This window comes from Streptococcus sp. DD04 (genome assembly GCF_001578725.1).
Taxonomy (GTDB): Bacteria; Bacillota; Bacilli; order Lactobacillales; family Streptococcaceae; genus Streptococcus; species Streptococcus sinensis.
Window position 1 is genome coordinate 45693 of the sequence record NZ_KQ968976.1, and the last position, 17744, is coordinate 63436.

Consider the following 17744-nt stretch of genomic DNA (forward strand, 5'->3'; position numbering starts at 1 on the left):
GGTTTATTTGTCTCGCACCTAACGGAGCGAGACGGACTGAAAGTCAATAATTTAAAAGCTAAGACTGGTTTTGTCTTAGCTTTTTATCATTATTATAAGGTATGCGAACTCAGATTATTTTTAGACTGCTGAGTGTCAGACTATCTAGTGTGGTTATTTTTCTTTTGCGCTACTATTCATTTTTCAAAAGTATTTCAGGATTTTTTAGGTCGACACTTTCAAAAGCTATGAAAATATGTTACAATGAAAGCGATTAAATTAATCAGAAAATCCCTGTGCTCTATCTCAAATCTGAGAAAAGTCGCAAGTTGATTTTCTATCTTAAATACAAAGGAGACTCCACCTATGACTTATCAAGATAACTTCCAAAAATGGCTTGATTTCGCTGAACTTCCTGACTATCTTCGGGAAGATTTAGAAGGCATGGACGAAAAAACCAAGGAAGATGCATTTTATACAAACCTTGAGTTTGGTACTGCTGGGATGCGTGGCCTGATTGGAGCTGGTACAAATCGGATTAATATTTATGTTGTTCGTCAAGCAACTGAAGGATTGGCTCGCTTGATTGAAGAAAAAGGTGAAGAGTTTAAGAAACGCGGTGTAGCCATCGCCTACGATTCCCGTCATTTCTCACCAGAGTTCGCTTTTGAATCCGCTGCTGTTTTGGCCAAACACGGCATCAAGTCCTATGTCTTTGAAAGCCTACGCCCAACACCAGAGCTTTCATTTGCAGTGCGCCATTTGGGGACCTTTGCTGGTATTATGATTACAGCCAGCCATAACCCTGCTCCATTTAACGGCTACAAAGTTTACGGCGAAGACGGTGGGCAAATGCCACCACACGATGCTGACGCTCTGACTGACTACATCCGTGCGATTGAAAATCCTTTTGCTATCGAAGTGGCTGATGTTGAAACAGAAAAAGCCTCTGGCTTGATTGAGGTCATCGGTGATGCAGTTGACACTGAATACCTTAAGGAAGTCAAAGATGTCAACATCAACCAAAAACTGATTGACGAATACGGCAAAGACATGAAGATTGTTTATACTCCTCTTCATGGTACTGGTGAAATGTTAGCTCGTCGCGCTTTGGCTCAAGCAGGATTTGACTCTGTCCAAGTCGTTGAAGCACAAGCTGTCGCTGATCCAGACTTCTCTACTGTTAAATCTCCTAACCCAGAAAGTCAGGCCGCCTTTGCCTTGGCTGAAGAATTAGGTCGCAAGGTTGGTGCAGATGTGCTTGTAGCAACTGACCCAGATGCTGACCGTGTCGGTGTCGAAGTCCTGCAAAAAGATGGTAGCTACCTCAACCTTTCTGGTAACCAAATCGGAGCTATCATGGCTAAATATATCTTAGAAGCTCATAAGAGTGCTGGAACTCTGCCAGCAAACGCAGCTCTCTGCAAATCCATCGTTTCTACCGACTTGGTAACTAAGATTGCTGAAAGCTACGGCGCAACCATGTTCAACGTTCTGACTGGTTTCAAATTTATCGCTGAAAAGATTCAAGAATTTGAAGAAAAACACAACCACACCTACATGATGGGATTTGAAGAAAGCTTCGGCTATCTGATTAAGCCATTTGTACGTGATAAAGACGCTATCCAAGCTGTTTTGGTTGTAGCTGAGCTTGCAGCCTACTACCGTTCACGTGGCTTGACTCTGGCTGACGGTATCGAAGAAATTTACAAAGAGTATGGTTACTTTGCTGAAAAGACTATCTCTGTGACCCTGTCTGGTGTTGACGGTGCTGAGCAAATCAAAGCTATTATGGGCAAATTCCGTGACAATGGTCCGAAAGACTTCAATGCTACTGCTATTTCTGTTACAGAAGACTTCAAGGCTCAGACTTCTACCGCTGCAGATGGTAGCGTTACAGCTTTGACAACTCCACCAAGTGATGTCCTCAAATACGCCTTGGCTGACGGTTCATGGATTGCTGTCCGCCCATCTGGAACAGAACCAAAAATCAAGTTCTACATCGCTGTTGTCGGTGATTCAAATGAAGATGCTCATGCCAAAATTGCGGCTATCGAAGCAGAAATCAATGAGTTTATCAAATAAGACCAGGCTATAACTTAATTAACCAGAGACCGGATTCTCCTTTCTCTGGTTTTTCATTTCCAAATCAAGCATTTTTTTGTATTTTATGGCATACTAATTCTATCAAAAGAAATGAGGATTTTTATGCAACAATTTGCTCAAAACATTAAAGATTTAGAACTTACAACTGTAGACCGAGCTCGTCAGGCGATTGCTGACAAAGAAACAGCCACCTTCTTCGTCGGTCGTAAAACTTGCCCTTACTGCCGTAAATTCGCTACTACTCTTGCTAGCGTTGTCGCTGATACTAAGGCGCATATTTTCTTCATCAACAGTGAAGAAAGCGGTGAGTTGGATAAACTGCAAGCCTTCCGCTCTGAATATAGCATTCCGACCGTACCAGGATTTCTCCACACTGAAGGCGGTCAAGTCACTGTGCGCTGTGATTCATCCATGACAGCTGAGGAGATTAAGGCTTTCGGCAACCTATAAAATGCTCAAAAAAACTGAGACCAAGTGGTTCTCAGTTTTTTAACTTCGTGTTTGTCTCTGCTCAAATGCTTGCCACATCTTCTGCTGAGGTTTGGCAAAGGGGTAATTGACAAAATCTTCTGGATGAAGCCATAAGACCTCCCCAGCCGCTGCATGTTGACTATCTTTAACCTGACCATAAGCCAGCTGGATATGCCACTTGCGATGGCTAAACACATGTTGCACTTTTGGAAACGACTGCTGCTGCCAATCGACAGTCAAATCATAATCTTGTTCAAAACTTTCCTGGGGTGATAAACCCAGACTAGGCTGATTTTCAGCAACCTCAAAAAGTGACAGCTGATCTTCCGTTTGAAATTCCTCGACTTCAATCAAGGGAAAATGCCAAAAACCAGATAGCAAACCAGCCGCCTCATTCTTTTCAAGCAAGAATTGTCCCTGTTCATTTTCGATAATCAAGCCCTGCAGATAAACCGGAATCGGCTTCTTTTTAGGTGCCTTAATGGGATATTTGTCCATGGTTCCGTGCAAATAAGCTGCGCTGAATTCTTTAACTGGACTGTCTTCTGGATGAGGATTAACAGGGGCTTCGATATCTGACCCCAGATCCATCAGAGCTTGATTAAAATCTCCAGGCCTGTCTGGTTCAATCAATATTTCCATCATCGCCTGAAAAACCTTACGATTGCTAGGTTGACCAATATCTAAGTCTACTTCAAACAATCGGCTCAGCACCCTCATGACATTGCCATCGACTGCGGGCTCAGGCAAACCAAAAGCGATGCTGGCAATCGCTCCCGCTGTATAAGGCCCGATTCCTTTGAGACTGCTGATTTCCTCATAGTTAGCTGGAAAAGTCCCACCAAAATCAGACATAATCTGCTGGGCGGCCACCTGCATATTGCGGACCCGGGAATAATAGCCCAGTCCCTCCCATGCTTTCAGAAGTCTGTCTTCCGGAGCCTGAGCCAGATCAGCTACTGTTGGAAAGCACTTAAGAAACCGCTTGTAGTAAGGGATGACTGTATCTACCCGAGTCTGCTGCAGCATAATCTCAGAAACCCAGATACGATATGGGTTGCTTGTCCGTCGCCAAGGCAAATCACGCTTATGCTCATCATACCAAGCTAATAATTTATGGCGGAAGGAAACAATCTTGTCTTCCTCCCACATCTCAATTCCGTATTTTTTCAAGTCTAACATATCATCTAGTATAGCATAAGCAATTGAAAAAAGGAGTGGAACAGAACTAAACTTTTTTAATTCAGTTCGTCGTTCCACCCCACAAGAGTCAAACAGTCTTTCAAACTGTTTGAGGTTAGAAATGTAGAAAATTTGTTCTCCTCTTTTTGATGCTTTTCCAAGATTGAAAAGCGACGGAAGAGCACCATCAGCACTGAATCATTGGTTTGTTAGATTACAAACTTTGAAGCAGCATATTTTTCCCAGAATCTTTTTCTTAATAGTGACCTACCGCTTGGCTAGCAGTGATCAAAGTCAATTTGTAAACATCATCTGAATTACAGCCACGAGAAAGATCGTTCACTGGATGATTGAGACCTTGAAGAATCGGTCCGACCGCAGAAAAGCCACCCAGACGCTCTGCCATCTTGTAACTAATATTCCCAGCTTCAATATTTGGAAAGACAAAAACGGTTGCTTGGCCAGCTACTGGGCTTCCTGGAGCTTTTAGATCAGCAGTTTCCGGCACAAATGCTGCGTCAAATTGTAACTCACCATCAATAACTAAGTCAGGACGCATTTCTCGGGCCAATTTCGTCGCTTCAACCACCTTATCCACTTTTTCCCCGAAACCAGATCCTTTGGTAGAATAGCTAAGCATAGCTACCTTAGGATCAATGCCAAATATCTGAGCCGTCAGCGCTGAGTTAACTGCGATTTCAGCTAGAATACTAGCATCTGGATCAATATTGATAGCACAGTCACTGAAGACATAGCGCTCATCACCACGCACCATCAAAAAAGCACCAGATGTACGAGAAACCCACGGAAGAGTTTTAATAATTTGAAGAGCTGGACGGACAGTTGCAGCCGTAGAATGGACAGCACCTGAAACCATTCCATGTACTTTTCCAAGATAGACCAGCATAACACCAAAATAATTGACATCTTCCGTCAGCACTTTTCTAGCTTCTTCAGTTGTCATCTTGCCTTTACGGCGTTCCACCAAAGCAGCAACCATTTCTTCAAAACAAGAGCAGTTTGACGGATCGATAACTTCATAGCCTTCCGTAATTCCTTCGATTTCAAGATAAATGCTAATTTTATCTGGATTCCCTAAAAGGACTGGTGTAATGCTCGTTTCTTTCACAATCCGTTTTGTTGCCTGCAGAATACGAGGTTCTTCCCCTTCTGGTAAGACAATTCTCACTTCCTTGTTTTTTAATGCTTCACGAATAGACTCAAAAATTTTCATTGTTTATTAAAACTCCTTTTTCTTCTTAATTTTTTAAATTCTGAATAACCTGTTTAAAATCTTCTGGCAAAGGACTGGAGCGACCAATCTGTTGTCCGGAAAATGGATTATAAAAGTTTAGTAAATGACAATGCAAGGCTTGCCGAGTAATCCCCGCTTCCAAAGTTCCGCCATAGAGATCATCCCCTAACAACGGAAAGCCAAGATGAGCGAAGTGCACACGAATCTGATGGGTTCGTCCAGTATGCAGACGAATATCAACCAAATAGACATCTCCAAACCGCTCCACAATCTTGTAGCTAGTATGGGCATATTTCCCATTCTTTGTCACACATCTGGTGATGATACTCTCAGGATTCCGCCCAATCGGTGCAATAATATCTCCTTTTGGTTCAAGTTTACCGCTTCCTTTGACCAGCGCATAATAACGCTTTTCAACCATTTTTTTCTGCAGCTGCTTATCCAGTCTTGCATGTGCATAGCCATGTTTTGCAAAGAGCATGAGACCACTGGTATCGCGATCCAATCTCGTCACAATGTGAACCTGCTGATTTTCGTAATGTTGCTGAATATAGTAACCTTTGACAAAATTTGCCATCGTATTGGAATGATTGACACTGGGAATACTGGCTAGCCCAGCAGGCTTATCCAAAACTAGAAAATGCTCATCTTCATAAATGATGGATAAATCGCGATTTACGGCTTCTAGAGTTTCAAAGCCTTTTTCAGCTGGGATATCTATTGTCACCTTATCGCCAATATCTAGTAAATAGATAGCGTTTTGAGGCTGATCATTGACAAAGATATTACCACCTGCGAACTTCACCTTAGCCAGAAGGCTTTTGGAAATTTCATGCTTTTTCAAAAATGTTTTAACTTTGACATGCTCATCAGCAATAAATTCAAATCTCATTCCTGACACTCCCCGATAAAGGAGTCTCTTACACGATTCCAAAAACTGGTATGACTGGGTGAAGCGACAAAGTTTATCTTATGATTATCAATTTGGTATTCAATCCGGACGATATTGTTACAAGAAAATGTCTGGTTGTCAACCGCTACAGTATAGTAATCATTGCGTGTCGGCACCAGCTCAATCTTATCCTTTTTAGGAACGATGACCGAAGAGCCCAAGGTGCGGTAAACTCGATTATTAAGACTGGCAATCTCTGTTACTTGCAAGGCTTCAATCGTTGGGTGCAGGACTGCTCCTCCCAAAGATTTATTATAAGCTGTGCTTCCAGTCGGCGTTGAGACAGAAATCCCATCTCCTCTGAAACGCTCAAAATGAACATTATTAATAATCACATCAACTACCATGGTTCTGTCGGAGCGTTTAATCGTTGCTTCATTGAGTGCGCGAATCGTCCGCGTTTCACCATTTTCAAAGGTCAGCTTAACATTTAAAATCGGATAAGAAACCTTTGCTCCTGTGTCCAATTTCAGATTTTCCACTAATTTATCCAGTTCAAAATCTCGATAATCAGTATAGAAACCCAGATGTCCTGTATGAACACCGACGAAGCGGACCTTATCCAGTTGATCTTCATATTTATGGAAAGCTGATAGCAGCATCCCATCTCCGCCGACAGAAATCACGATATCCGGATTTTTCGGTGTCAGGATAAAGCCTGCCTTTCTCAACTTTTGCATCAAAGTTTGGAAAACTTCCTCACTCTGTCTTTTGCGATTGCGGATAAGCGCTATTTTTTTACCTGTATTCTTCATCTGTATCGTCACTATTTCCAACACCGTCATTTAGCTTGCGGTGCAGAGGGTCAAAAAGAGCTTGCGCTTCTTGAATGGCATCACGAATGGCCCCCATCTCTTCATCAAGCTGGTAAGCTAGATTGGCCGTTATCTCCAAGCGTTTTTTGATTTCCTCTGGAAATTCTCCCTTGTACTTATAGTTTAAAGAGTGCTCAATCGTTGCCCAAAAGTTCATGGACAGGGTACGAATCTGAATTTCTGCTAGAATAACCTTGTTCCCGCTAATCGTATCTACCGGATATTCAATAATGACATGATAGCTGCGATAGCCACTGGATTTTTTATGGGTGATATAATCTCTCTCTTGGATAATCCGCATATCTGTCCGCATTCGCAGAACATTTAAGACTTCATTCACATCATCAACAAATTGAACCATGATGCGCAACCCAGCTATATCCTGCATCTCCTGGGCTAGGTTTTCCTCCCGAATCCCGCGAGCAGTCATTTTTTCCTTGATACTTTCAACATGCTTTACCCGACCAGTTACAAATTCAATCGGAGAATGGCGCTGCTGTTTGCGGTATTGCTTACGAATACCTCGAAGCTTGATTTTCAATTCTCCAACAGCTTGAATATAGGGATCCAGAAAATTTTCCCAATCTAATGTCATATACATACCTTGTCATATTATCATTTTTTGTATAAAATAAACACAATAGTAATTATATCATAAATCGCTTTCAAAAAAAACGAAAAGGGACTGAAAATGGATTATTTAGAGATTGAATTTAAAACCATGCTGACCGAAGACGAGCATAAAAAATTACTCCCGTTTTTCAAAGAGATCGAACCTGTTACCCAAATCAATTATTACATTGATTCTGCCGATTTTGCACTTCGTGATGCACGCATAGCATTGCGAATCAGAACCACTCCTTCTGCTGCCGAATTTACTTTAAAGATTCCTCAAGAAATCGGAAATCTGGAATACAATCAACTATTGACTAAGCAAGAGACGCAAAAAGTTTTACAAGAAAATCTTTTCCCAGATGGGAAAATTTTAGAATTACTTCGGGAGCAGGAGATTCCTATTGATAAATTGAGAATCTTGGGCTCGCTCAAAACCATCCGTTATGAAAAACAGCATGAAATTGGTCTTTTCGCCCTAGATGAGAACTATTATTTTGATAAAAATGACTTCGAATTAGAAGTCGAAGTCAAGGATTTTGTTGCTGGTAGACAGAAATTTGCAGATTTTTTACAAGAGAAGCAAATTGAATACAAAACAGGAAAAAGCAAAATTGCAAGATTTGCCGAAAACTTGTCAAATAGCTGAAATAATCCTATTTTTTTGGTAGAATAAGAGTTGTAAATCAAAAGAGTCAAAAAGAGGACGGTCAATCTAATGTCAGACAAAAAAAATATGAAGCTTTTTTCCCTCAATTCAAACCACGCAATCGCTGAAAAGATTGCTAAAGCAGTAGGAAAACCTTTAGGTAAGCTATCATCACAGCATTTCTCAGACGGTGAAATTCAGATTAATATTGAGGAGAGCGTGCGTGGCTATGATATCTACATCATTCAATCTACCAGCTTTCCGGTGAACAATCACTTGATGGAATTATTGATTATGGTGGACGCTTGTAAACGTGCCAGTGCCAATACTGTTAATGTCGTCATGCCCTACTTCGGTTATGCGCGTCAAGACAGAACAGCTGCCCCACGAGAACCGATTACTGCTAAGCTTGTAGCAAATATGCTGGTTGGTGCAGGCGTAGACAGGGTTGTTTCTCTGGATCTTCACGCAGTTCAAGTCCAAGGTTTCTTCGATATTCCAGTTGATAACCTTATTACCATTCCGCTCTTTGCCGACCGCTACTGCAGTATGGGATTGACTGGTGAAAATGTGGTTGTTGTCAGCCCTAAAAATTCAGGTGTCAAACGTGCTCGTAGCCTGGCGGAATACCTAGACGCTCCAATCGCCATCATTGACTATGGAGAGGATGAAGCAGGTCGTTCTGAAGGTTATATCATCGGTGATGTTGAAGGCAAAAAAGCTATTTTAATCGATGATATTTTGAATACCGGTCGAACTTTCTCAGAAGCTGCTAAAATTTTGAATCGTGAAGGCGCTATCGAAATCTATGCTGTAGCTAGCCATGGACTTTTTGTTAAAGGAGCTGCTGAATTGCTGGACAATGCTCCAATCAAGGAAATACTTGTTACCGATTCCGTTGACACAAAAGAAAGAATTCCTGAAAATACAAAATATATCACAGCAAGCGAATTGATTGGTGATGCTATCGTACTGATTCAGGAAAGAAAGCCAGTCAGCCCGTTGTTTGCTTATCAAAAAAAGTAGGGGAAAAACCTTGTGATTTATTTAGATAATGCTGCTACGACTGCCTTGTCGCCTGTTGCGATTGAGTCCATGACTAAGGCAATGGCGGTCTTTGGCAATCCTTCCAGTACCCACAGCCACGGTCGGGAAGCCAATAAACTTCTCAGACAAGCCCGCGAAGATATTGCTAAAGTTCTGCATACTCGGAGCAAAAATATTCTCTTTACCTCAGGAGGAACCGAGAGTAATAATACCGCTATTAAAGGCTATGCTCTGCATCATCAGGCTCAAGGCAAACATATTGTCACCACCGCTATTGAGCACCATGCTGTTTTAGAACCGGTTGAATATCTGGTTGAGCGCTTTGGATTTGAAGCAACGATTGTTCAGCCGGTGGATGGCCAAATCCGAATTGAAGATATAAAAAGTGCTCTCAGACCTGACACCATCCTTGTCTCTGTCATGGCTGTCAACAATGAAACAGGATATATGCTGCCAATTCAAGAAATTGGAAAAATGCTTAAGGATCATCCTGCTGCTTTTCACGTCGATGCTGTTCAAGCCATTGGTAAGCTCCCCGTCTATCCAGAAGAATGGGGAATCAATTTTCTGAGTGCATCAGCCCACAAATTCCATGGACCAAAAGGTGTCGGCTTTCTCTATGCTGACAAGATGGATTTTGATAATTTTATGCACGGCGGTGATCAAGAAACCAAACATCGAGCAGGTACAGAAAATCTAGTTTCCATCATCGGAATGGCAACTGCACTTTCTGAAAGTTTTAATCATTTAGCGGAAAACCTTGAACATGCCCAGCTGTTAAAAGATACTCTGCTGGACGATTTATCGGATATAGATTTTTACCTAAACGAAAGTCAGCCCAGCCTCCCTTATGTTATCAATATTGGATTTCCAAATCACAAGAATGATCTCCTTCTACTCCAAATGGATCTAAATGGATTTTCAATCTCAACTGGCTCTGCTTGTACGGCTGGGGCTGTTCAGCCTAGTCATGTTTTGCAAGCCATTTATGGACAAGACTCTGAACGCTTAAATGAATCCATCCGAATCAGTGTCTCAGACCAGACCACCATCGAAGAAATTAAAGATTTTAGCAAAAAACTCAAAGAAATACTAGGAGGATAAGATGGCTTTTCAAACATCTGTAAGTCTACCAAACTGCGACTTCAACTACTCGCTTCATCCCAATGTTAAGAAATTTACGCTACGCGACAATACATTTGCTGAAACAAAGGTCGGTAATTATGAGCTTTCTCGCTTACTTGAAGCTGTTCCTAACAGCGATAATGGCTTCCTGCTCAAAATCATCGTAAACAAAGATTTAACTGGATTCAAAATCAACATTACAGACAAATCTGGTTTAAGATTGGTTAATATTTTCAAATCTGAAGGCCATCACATTATTCAGCAAAAGTTTTATTTCCTGATGGATAGCTTAGTTGAAAGACAAATTTTTGAAAAAACGCCCCAATAAGCAAAATTCTCGCAATTTTGCTTTTTTCTATTCCGTTTAATTTCCTCATAATTTAGCTTAATGTTTTACCTATCAAATTAGTTGCATTTTTCACAAACTTTCTATAGAATAGAGATAGAAAGGTCGTGATTTTGTGACAACTGAAAAAAGTAATCCTATTCCCCGTGCTACAGCTAAGCGGCTCTCGCTCTACTATCGGATTTTTAAACGATTTAATTCGGAAAATATTGAAAAGGCCAATTCAAAACAAATCGCAGAAGCTATCGGTATAGACGCTGCCACCGTTCGACGAGATTTTTCTTATTTTGGTGAATTAGGTCGCAGAGGTTTTGGCTATGATGTCAAAAAGCTGATGAATTTTTTTGCCGATCTCTTAAATGACACCTCTATCACCAACGTTATGATTGTCGGGGTCGGAAATATGGGAAAAGCACTTCTCCACTATCGTTTTCATGAACGAAATAAAATGAAAATCGTCATGGCCTTTGATACAGATGATCATCCTGATGTCGGTACAACCACCAGCGATGGTGTGCCAATTTACGGCATTTCAGAAATTAAAGAAAAAGTACAGTCAGGAGATGTACAAACAGCTATCCTAACTGTACCGAGTCTCAAAGCCCAAGAAGTTGCTTCTGTATTAGTCAAAGCAGGGATTAAGGGAATTCTCTGTTTTTCACCTGTCCATCTCACCCTTCCAAAGGAAATTGTTGTTCAATACGTTGATTTAACAAGCGAATTACAAACTCTCCTTTATTTCATGAAAAAGAAAAAAAGTTGATGCTAATGCTAGAGTAACATAGATTATTTTACAAGTAGCCCATTTATTGGAATAACAGGAAACAAAAGAGTGACTTCCAATGTGCAAGTTTTTCAAATAATTTTATCCTGCGGTTCCCGTGCTAAAGGAGTCAATGCCATTGAATGAACATTGACCAATGGAAATCAATTTTTTCGGCGTTCCATGGCACCCTAAATCTCTGTTTAGAACAACTTGACTATATTTGATGATGCAGTTACTAAACTTTAGATCAAATCAGTTTCTTCACGGTAGCTATAATAATTATTTTTTGAGACGATTAAATGGTCTAAAAGAACCAAGCCCATCAGTTCACAGGCTTCCTTCATGTGTTTGGTGACCTCATCGTCATTTCTACTAGGCAGAGTCATTCCCGAAGGATGATTGTGCACAAGGATAATTGATGTCGCCAAATGTTTGAGAGCATAATGTAGAATCTCACGCGGCTCAGCGATACTTCTGGTCACCGTTCCCATAAAGATTGTCTGCTGATGGATAATCTGATTTTGACTATTAAGATAAATAGCAACCAAACATTCCTGCTTTTTATCTCCCAATTCAACCTGCATTTTACGAGCCAGTTTTTGACTTCCAAGAATTTGCTCCCTCTCCAGCACTTCTGCTTTATTGATGCGGCAGCCAAGCTCAATAATGGCCTGAAGCTCAACTGCTTTCACAGGGCCAATTCCTGAAATAGTTTGCAACTCTTGCAAAGTCAGATACTTTAAATCATTCAAACTAGAAATAGATAATAAAATCCTTTGAGAAACTTGAAAGACAGTTTCTTTTTTGCTACCCGTTCGTAAAAATATGGATAGCAATTCCTGGTTGCTGAGTTTATCCGCCCCTTCTCTTATCAGCCGTTCACGCGGCATGATGCTAATGTCATCCTGAAATGAAATACGATACATAGAAACCTCCTTATTTACTTATTCGAGATTTAATGAAAAAAGAACCCAAATAAATGAATTACATCCTAAAATCTAACAATTGAGGTGTAGTTCATGTTCTATGGTCATGAAAAATCATATCATACGCTTGATGAGTTAGAAAAAGCTATTACGGATTAGAATGTTTAGCACAACAATAGACAGTTCAAAACAAAACTAAAAGGACTGAGTCCTATTAAATATAGGATCCAATCCTTTCAATAATTATTTATCAAACTTTTTTGGGGTTAATACACTTCATTTCAACATTTTTAATTATATCTGCATTTGATTGTACGACTTACTGAAAGCATCTAAAATGTCTTTTGGTGCTTTGTCATAATCAATCGTACTTTCGAGGTTTCCTTTGACAATAGTCCGACTGGTTGCAGCTGCGTCTTCGCATGTGACTAAGGTGATTTCTGCTACCCCTTCTGTATCATTAATTACATCAACACGATCAGGGGTGACATTTTCGATACTGGAAATGATATAAGTGTAGATTTTTTCTTTATCTGTAATGTAAATCTTCATTCCTTCTTTAGCGCGATCAAGCGGTGAAAAGAGCATATCGCTGGCACCAGTGATACCAAAAACATGGTGGCTAGCCAAAGCATAGTTTCCTTCGCCCATCTGTTGCTCTGCTTTCATGGTGCCTGCTCCGTAGTAGAGACCAACATTGTCTAAACCTTTGAAAATTGGTAAATTCATGGATATTTCTGGGATAGCAATCCCCCCAATGACTGGCAATTGCTGCGCTTGCCATTGGGCATTGATAACTGCTTCAGTCGATAAAGATTCAACCCCTTTGAAATCAAAACTCGTTTTGGCATTTTTATTCTTTTCGATTGATTTTTGTGATACCTTGCTGATCTGATATTGATTGGTGTGCCAAACCATAATCATATTCCGAATAGACGAATTAAAGATAAGGGCCAATGCGATAAGAATCAGAAGAGTGGAAATAATATTGATTATGAAATTCCTAATACTGAATTTCTTTTTTCTTTAGGCAACTTCATTCTCCTTCTAATCTTCTTTACTTTCTTCAATCTCATCTTTTTCGTCTGGAGCAACCGTTGTAAATGTTACAATCTGTGCATTTTGATCCAGACGCATAACCTTCACTCCCATCGTCGCGCGGCCCGTCTGAGAAATATTAGCAACACTGGTTCGGATAATGACACCTGTATTGGTGATAATCATCAAATCTTCCTCACCAGTAATGGTCATCAGACCCGCCAACGGTCCGTTTTTATCCGTGATATTAGCTGTCTTAATCCCTTTACCACCACGGCCCTTGGTAGGATATTCGCTGGCAAGAGTTCGCTTCCCATACCCTTTTTCAGTAATGACAAGTACTTCATCTCCCTCAGCAATTACACTCGCCCCAACAACCTGGTCGCCATCTCGCAAATTAACCCCGCGGACACCAGTCGCAATACGGCTCATATTCCGCACAGCTGTTTCATTGAAACGAACAGAGTAACCAAATTTGGTACCGATAATAACATCTGCTGCACCGTCCGTCAGAAAGACGTTGATGAGTTCATCTTCATCCTTCAAGTTCAGAGCCTTCAGACCGTTCTGACGGATATTAGCAAATTCCGTTACGCTGGTCCGTTTAACCACACCAAGACGGGTTGTAAAGAAAAGGTAGGAATCATCACTGCGGTCCTGTTGGACATTGATAATAGTTTGGATCGTCTCACCTTCATCCAGCTTCAAGAGATTGACCACAGGCAAGCCCTTAGCTGTCCGACCGTACTCAGGGATTTCATATCCTTTGAGACGATAAACTCGACCTTTATTGGTGAAGAAGAGCAATCTGTCGTGGGTGCTCGTTGAAACCAACTCTTTGACGAAGTCATCGTCTTTAACACCAGTTCCTTGAACACCGCGGCCACCACGTTTCTGAGCAGTAAATTCAGCCTGATTCAGACGTTTGATATAGCCTTTATTAGACAAAGTAATCAAAACGTCCGCTTCCTCAATCAAATCTTCATCTTCTAGAGAAAGAACTTCTCCTACCATCAGCTCAGTCCGACGGTCATCTGCAAATTTACGTTTGACCTCGTCTAACTCTTCTTTGATAATAGCACTGACCCGCTCTGGCTTAGCCAAGATATCAGCCAAGTCCGCAATCAAAGCAATCAATTCGTCATATTCTGATTGAATTTTATCGCGTTCCAAACCGGTCAGACGACGCAGACGCATGTCAAGTATAGCCTGACTCTGGCGCTCAGATAGCTCAAACTTAGCCATCAATTCAGCTTGGGCTTCTGCGTCTGTCTCACTATTACGGATAATGCGAATGACTTCATCGATATGATCCAGCGCAATCAGCAAACCAGCCAAGATGTGAGCTCGCGCTTCTGCTTTTTCTTTATCAAAAGCTGTCCGGCGAGTCACCACTTCCTTTTGGTGCTCAATGTAGGCCAACAAAATCTCACGCAGAGATAGAATCTTCGGCACACCATTTTGAATAGCCAGCATATTGAAGCTGAAATTGGTCTGCATCTGAGTCAGCTTGAAAAGGTTGTTTAGGATGACATGAGCAGAGGCATCGCGCCGAACTTCAATGACAAAGCGCACTCCTTCTCGGTTGGACTCATCGCGAACAGCTGTGATACCGTCAATGCGTTTTTCCTGCACTAGACGAACAATATGCTCATGGACCTTAGTTTTATTAACCATGTAAGGAAACTCGGTTACGACAATTCGCTCACGGCCATTTTTCATTTCTTCGATTTCAGTGCGAGAACGAAGAACAATTGAGCCCTTACCTGTTTCATAAGCCCGGTGAATACCGGACTTGCCCATCACCAGTGCCCCAGTCGGAAAGTCTGGTCCAGGTAGGACTTCCATGATGTCACGAGTCGTTGCCCCAGGATTGTCCATAACCAGCTTAACTGCATCAATAGACTCGCCTAGATTATGCGGAGGGATATTGGTCGCCATCCCAACTGCAATCCCTGTCGCACCATTTACAAGCAAGTTAGGGAAGCGAGCAGGAAGAACGACAGGCTCCCTCTCGCTAGCATCATAGTTGTCAATATAATCAACAGTGTTTTTATTAATATCACGAAGCATCTCTAGAGCAATCTTGCTCATACGTGCTTCTGTATAACGCTGGGCAGCGGCTCCATCTCCATCCATAGAACCGAAGTTTCCATGACCATCTACCAGCATATAACGATAGCTCCACCATTGAGCCATCCGCACCATCGCTTCATAAATAGAGGAGTCTCCATGCGGGTGATACTTACCCATGACATCCCCTGTGATACGAGCTGATTTCTTATGAGGCTTATCAGGCGTAACGCCCAGCTCATTCATGCCATAGAGAATCCGGCGATGAACCGGCTTGAGACCATCACGAACATCTGGAAGCGCACGAGCCACGATCACACTCATTGCGTAATCGATGAAACTGGTCTTCATTTCACTGGTCAAATTGACATCTACTAAGTTTCTGTCTTGCATTAAAAAATGCCTCATTTCAATATTAAATCACTATCTCATTATACCACATTTTCCCCGTATTTTCAGCATTTTAAACCAAAGATAAAAACGTTTACATCAACCAATTAAGGGCTAAACTTGATTATTCTCCGTGACAAAATGTGCCAAAAGTGATAGAATGTAAATGTACTGGGAGAAAATCCCTAAAAAAAATAAGGAGATGTTTAGAAATGACTGCTACTAAACAACATAAAAAAGTCATCCTTGTTGGTGACGGTGCCGTAGGTTCATCTTACGCATTTGCTCTCGTTAACCAAGGTATCGCTCAAGAATTGGGTATTATCGAAATCCCTCAATTGTTTGACAAAGCTGTTGGTGACGCAGAAGACCTTAGCCACGCGCTTGCTTTTACTTCACCTAAAAAAATCTATGCAGCTAAATACGAAGACTGTGCAGATGCTGATCTTGTAGTCATCACTGCAGGTGCCCCTCAAAAACCAGGTGAAACACGTCTTGACCTTGTAGGGAAGAACCTTGCCATCAACAAATCAATCGTTGAACAAGTTGTTGCTTCAGGTTTCGATGGTATCTTCCTTGTGGCAGCTAACCCAGTTGACGTCTTGACATACTCTACATGGAAATTCTCAGGTTTCCCTAAAGAACGTGTCATCGGTTCAGGTACTTCACTTGACTCAGCTCGTTTCCGCCAAGCTTTGGCTGCTAAAATCGGTGTTGATGCGCGTTCAGTCCATGCCTACATCATGGGTGAGCACGGTGACTCTGAGTTCGCTGTATGGTCACACGCTAACGTTGCCGGTGTTAAATTGGAACAATGGCTGCAGGCAAATCGTCATTTGAACGAAGCTGACCTTGTAGAACTTTTCATCTCCGTTCGTGATGCTGCATACTCTATCATCAACAAAAAAGGTGCAACTTACTACGGTATTGCTGTAGCCCTTGCTCGTATCACTCGAGCTATCCTTGACGATGAAAATGCAGTTCTTCCACTTTCTGTCTTCCAAGAAGGCCAATATGGGGTTGATAATGTCTTTATCGGTCAACCAGCTATCGTTGGTGCCCATGGTATCGTACGTCCAGTAAACATCCCATTGAACGATGCAGAAACTCAAAAAATGCAAGCATCTGCTAAAGAATTGCAAGCAATCATTGACGAAGCATGGAAGAATCCAGAATTCCAAGCAGCATCTAAAAACTAATCCTAAAAACAGCTCTCCTTTAACTAGGAAAGCTGTTTTTTGGTGTCTTAAATTTTATATTCTTCAAAAATAGATTACAAATAAGGGACTACTAACTGTCCCTCCATTTCAGAAAGTGACGTTATCCAGCGATAATCTACGTGTTCTTCTGGATCTAGGATAATTTCTCTCTCGTCCATGATTTCAGACTCATACACGATTCGTGTGTAGACCGTATCCTTCTCCTCATCATAATGACTATCTTCATGAATCACTTTCAAAATTTCAATTCCTTGATTCACTTCTTCCAAGGCTTCACGAATAGCTCCATCTCTAGATAGCTCTCCGTTTTCTACCCCACCACCAGGAATATCCCAATAATTCGGAAAAACATTCGGTCTCCCCCTTTTAATCTTGCTTCGTTTAATCAAAAGAAATGTTCCATTTTTGCGAATCAAACTATGGGCAATTAGTTTAACCGGCATATTGACCTCCAAAAAAGGCTCCAATCAACTGGAGCCTTGCGTAAAATAATCTATCCACCCTGAGAGAATCGAACTCCCATCTCAAGAACCGGAATCTTGCGTGATATCCATTACACTAAGGGTGGTAACTTAATTATTATAACTAATTTCTAGAGAAAATACAAGTCAAAATGGATAATTCTAGCATAAAATTTACGTTTGTAAAAGTTTTCTTGAAGTGAGACTAGTTTGTTTTAAAGCAGTCCAAACATAAAACGTACTAAAATAGAAATGCTCCCCGATTTCTCTAAGAAAAGCATCTGGATATTCCGCTACATAGGCTTTCAATATTACAAGGGCTTTTTAGCAA

General features: G+C 41.3%; 17 protein-coding genes, 1 tRNA gene and 1 pseudogene. 9 read left to right on the top strand and 10 right to left on the bottom strand.

Annotation, left to right across the window (positions count from 1 at the left end):
- The first annotated feature begins 345 nt into the window (after positions 1-345).
- Both STRDD04_RS00220 and STRDD04_RS00225 read left to right on the top strand, forming a co-directional pair.
- Complete coding sequence (locus STRDD04_RS00220; protein WP_062198327.1) at positions 346-2064, top strand: phospho-sugar mutase; 1719 nt, start codon at positions 346-348, stop codon at positions 2062-2064.
- 123 nt (positions 2065-2187) lie between these two features.
- Positions 2188-2535 carry a DUF6568 family protein gene (locus STRDD04_RS00225; RefSeq protein ID WP_062198329.1) on the top strand — a complete coding sequence of 116 codons (348 nt, stop codon included), beginning with the start codon at positions 2188-2190 and terminating at the stop codon, positions 2533-2535.
- 39 nt (positions 2536-2574) lie between these two features.
- Here the strand turns inward: STRDD04_RS00225 and mutY are convergent, their stop codons facing one another.
- The 5 genes from mutY to STRDD04_RS00250 all read right to left on the bottom strand — a co-directional run bounded on the left by mutY (position 2575) and on the right by STRDD04_RS00250 (position 7355).
- Entirely contained in the window at positions 2575-3738 is a 1164-nt protein-coding gene (gene mutY / locus STRDD04_RS00230; protein ID WP_062198331.1) for an A/G-specific adenine glycosylase, read from the bottom strand.
- Between the two features lie 256 nt (positions 3739-3994).
- Positions 3995-4972, bottom strand: coding sequence for a phosphate acetyltransferase (gene pta / locus STRDD04_RS00235; protein ID WP_062198333.1), 978 nt, complete (start codon positions 4970-4972; stop codon positions 3995-3997).
- Between the two features lie 25 nt (positions 4973-4997).
- On the bottom strand, positions 4998-5885 hold the full coding sequence (locus STRDD04_RS00240) for an RluA family pseudouridine synthase (protein ID WP_062198335.1): 888 nt from the start codon (positions 5883-5885) through the stop codon (positions 4998-5000).
- A complete protein-coding gene (locus STRDD04_RS00245) occupies positions 5882-6700 on the bottom strand; it encodes an NAD kinase (protein ID WP_062198337.1) in 819 nt (272 codons plus the stop codon). Before STRDD04_RS00245 ends, STRDD04_RS00240 begins: the two co-directional genes overlap by 4 nt.
- Entirely contained in the window at positions 6684-7355 is a 672-nt protein-coding gene (locus tag STRDD04_RS00250; protein WP_062198339.1) for a GTP diphosphokinase, read from the bottom strand. The genes STRDD04_RS00245 and STRDD04_RS00250 overlap by 17 nt, the downstream gene beginning before the upstream one ends.
- 96 nt (positions 7356-7451) lie before the next feature.
- Here STRDD04_RS00250 and STRDD04_RS00255 point away from each other — a divergent pair, with 96 nt between their 5' ends.
- The 5 genes from STRDD04_RS00255 (at position 7452) to STRDD04_RS00275 (ending at position 11302) form a co-directional block, all read left to right on the top strand.
- Entirely contained in the window at positions 7452-8021 is a 570-nt protein-coding gene (locus STRDD04_RS00255) for a CYTH domain-containing protein (RefSeq protein ID WP_062198341.1), read from the top strand.
- A 69-nt stretch (positions 8022-8090) separates the two neighbouring features.
- The gene (locus STRDD04_RS00260) at positions 8091-9047 is read left to right on the top strand and encodes a ribose-phosphate diphosphokinase (protein WP_062198343.1); all 957 of its coding nucleotides are present in this window, start codon (positions 8091-8093) and stop codon (positions 9045-9047) included.
- Positions 9048-9059: 12 nt separating this feature from the next.
- Positions 9060-10172 (top strand): cysteine desulfurase family protein, encoded by a 1113-nt coding sequence (locus STRDD04_RS00265; RefSeq protein WP_062198345.1) that lies wholly within the window; start codon positions 9060-9062, stop codon positions 10170-10172.
- A 1-nt stretch (position 10173) separates the two neighbouring features.
- A complete protein-coding gene (locus STRDD04_RS00270; protein WP_062198347.1) occupies positions 10174-10521 on the top strand; it encodes a DUF1831 domain-containing protein in 348 nt (115 codons plus the stop codon).
- 133 nt (positions 10522-10654) lie between these two features.
- A complete protein-coding gene (locus tag STRDD04_RS00275; protein ID WP_062198349.1) occupies positions 10655-11302 on the top strand; it encodes a redox-sensing transcriptional repressor Rex in 648 nt (215 codons plus the stop codon).
- Positions 11303-11547: 245 nt separating this feature from the next.
- On the opposite strand, the gene radC is transcribed toward STRDD04_RS00275, so the two are convergent.
- Positions 11548-12231, bottom strand: coding sequence for a RadC family protein (radC, locus tag STRDD04_RS00280; RefSeq protein ID WP_062198351.1), 684 nt, complete (start codon positions 12229-12231; stop codon positions 11548-11550).
- A gap of 177 nt (positions 12232-12408) precedes the next feature.
- On the opposite strand from radC, the pseudogene STRDD04_RS11660 reads away from it, so the two are divergent.
- Positions 12409-12474: pseudogene (locus tag STRDD04_RS11660) on the top strand (hypothetical protein); the annotation flags it as partial.
- A gap of 51 nt (positions 12475-12525) precedes the next feature.
- Here STRDD04_RS11660 and STRDD04_RS00285 read toward each other — a convergent pair.
- Entirely contained in the window at positions 12526-13239 is a 714-nt protein-coding gene (locus tag STRDD04_RS00285; RefSeq protein ID WP_062198353.1) for a class A sortase, read from the bottom strand.
- A gap of 39 nt (positions 13240-13278) precedes the next feature.
- Complete coding sequence (gyrA, locus tag STRDD04_RS00290) at positions 13279-15735, bottom strand: DNA gyrase subunit A (protein ID WP_062198354.1); 2457 nt, start codon at positions 15733-15735, stop codon at positions 13279-13281.
- Between the two features lie 209 nt (positions 15736-15944).
- Between gyrA and STRDD04_RS00295 the strand changes: the two genes are divergently transcribed.
- The gene (locus STRDD04_RS00295) at positions 15945-16931 is read left to right on the top strand and encodes an L-lactate dehydrogenase (RefSeq protein ID WP_062198356.1); all 987 of its coding nucleotides are present in this window, start codon (positions 15945-15947) and stop codon (positions 16929-16931) included.
- Between the two features lie 74 nt (positions 16932-17005).
- Here STRDD04_RS00295 and STRDD04_RS00300 read toward each other — a convergent pair whose 3' ends face one another.
- The gene (locus STRDD04_RS00300; protein ID WP_062198358.1) at positions 17006-17395 is read right to left on the bottom strand and encodes an NUDIX hydrolase; all 390 of its coding nucleotides are present in this window, start codon (positions 17393-17395) and stop codon (positions 17006-17008) included.
- Positions 17396-17448: 53 nt separating this feature from the next.
- Positions 17449-17520, bottom strand: a tRNA-Arg gene (locus STRDD04_RS00305).
- Positions 17521-17744 lie beyond the last annotated feature (224 nt).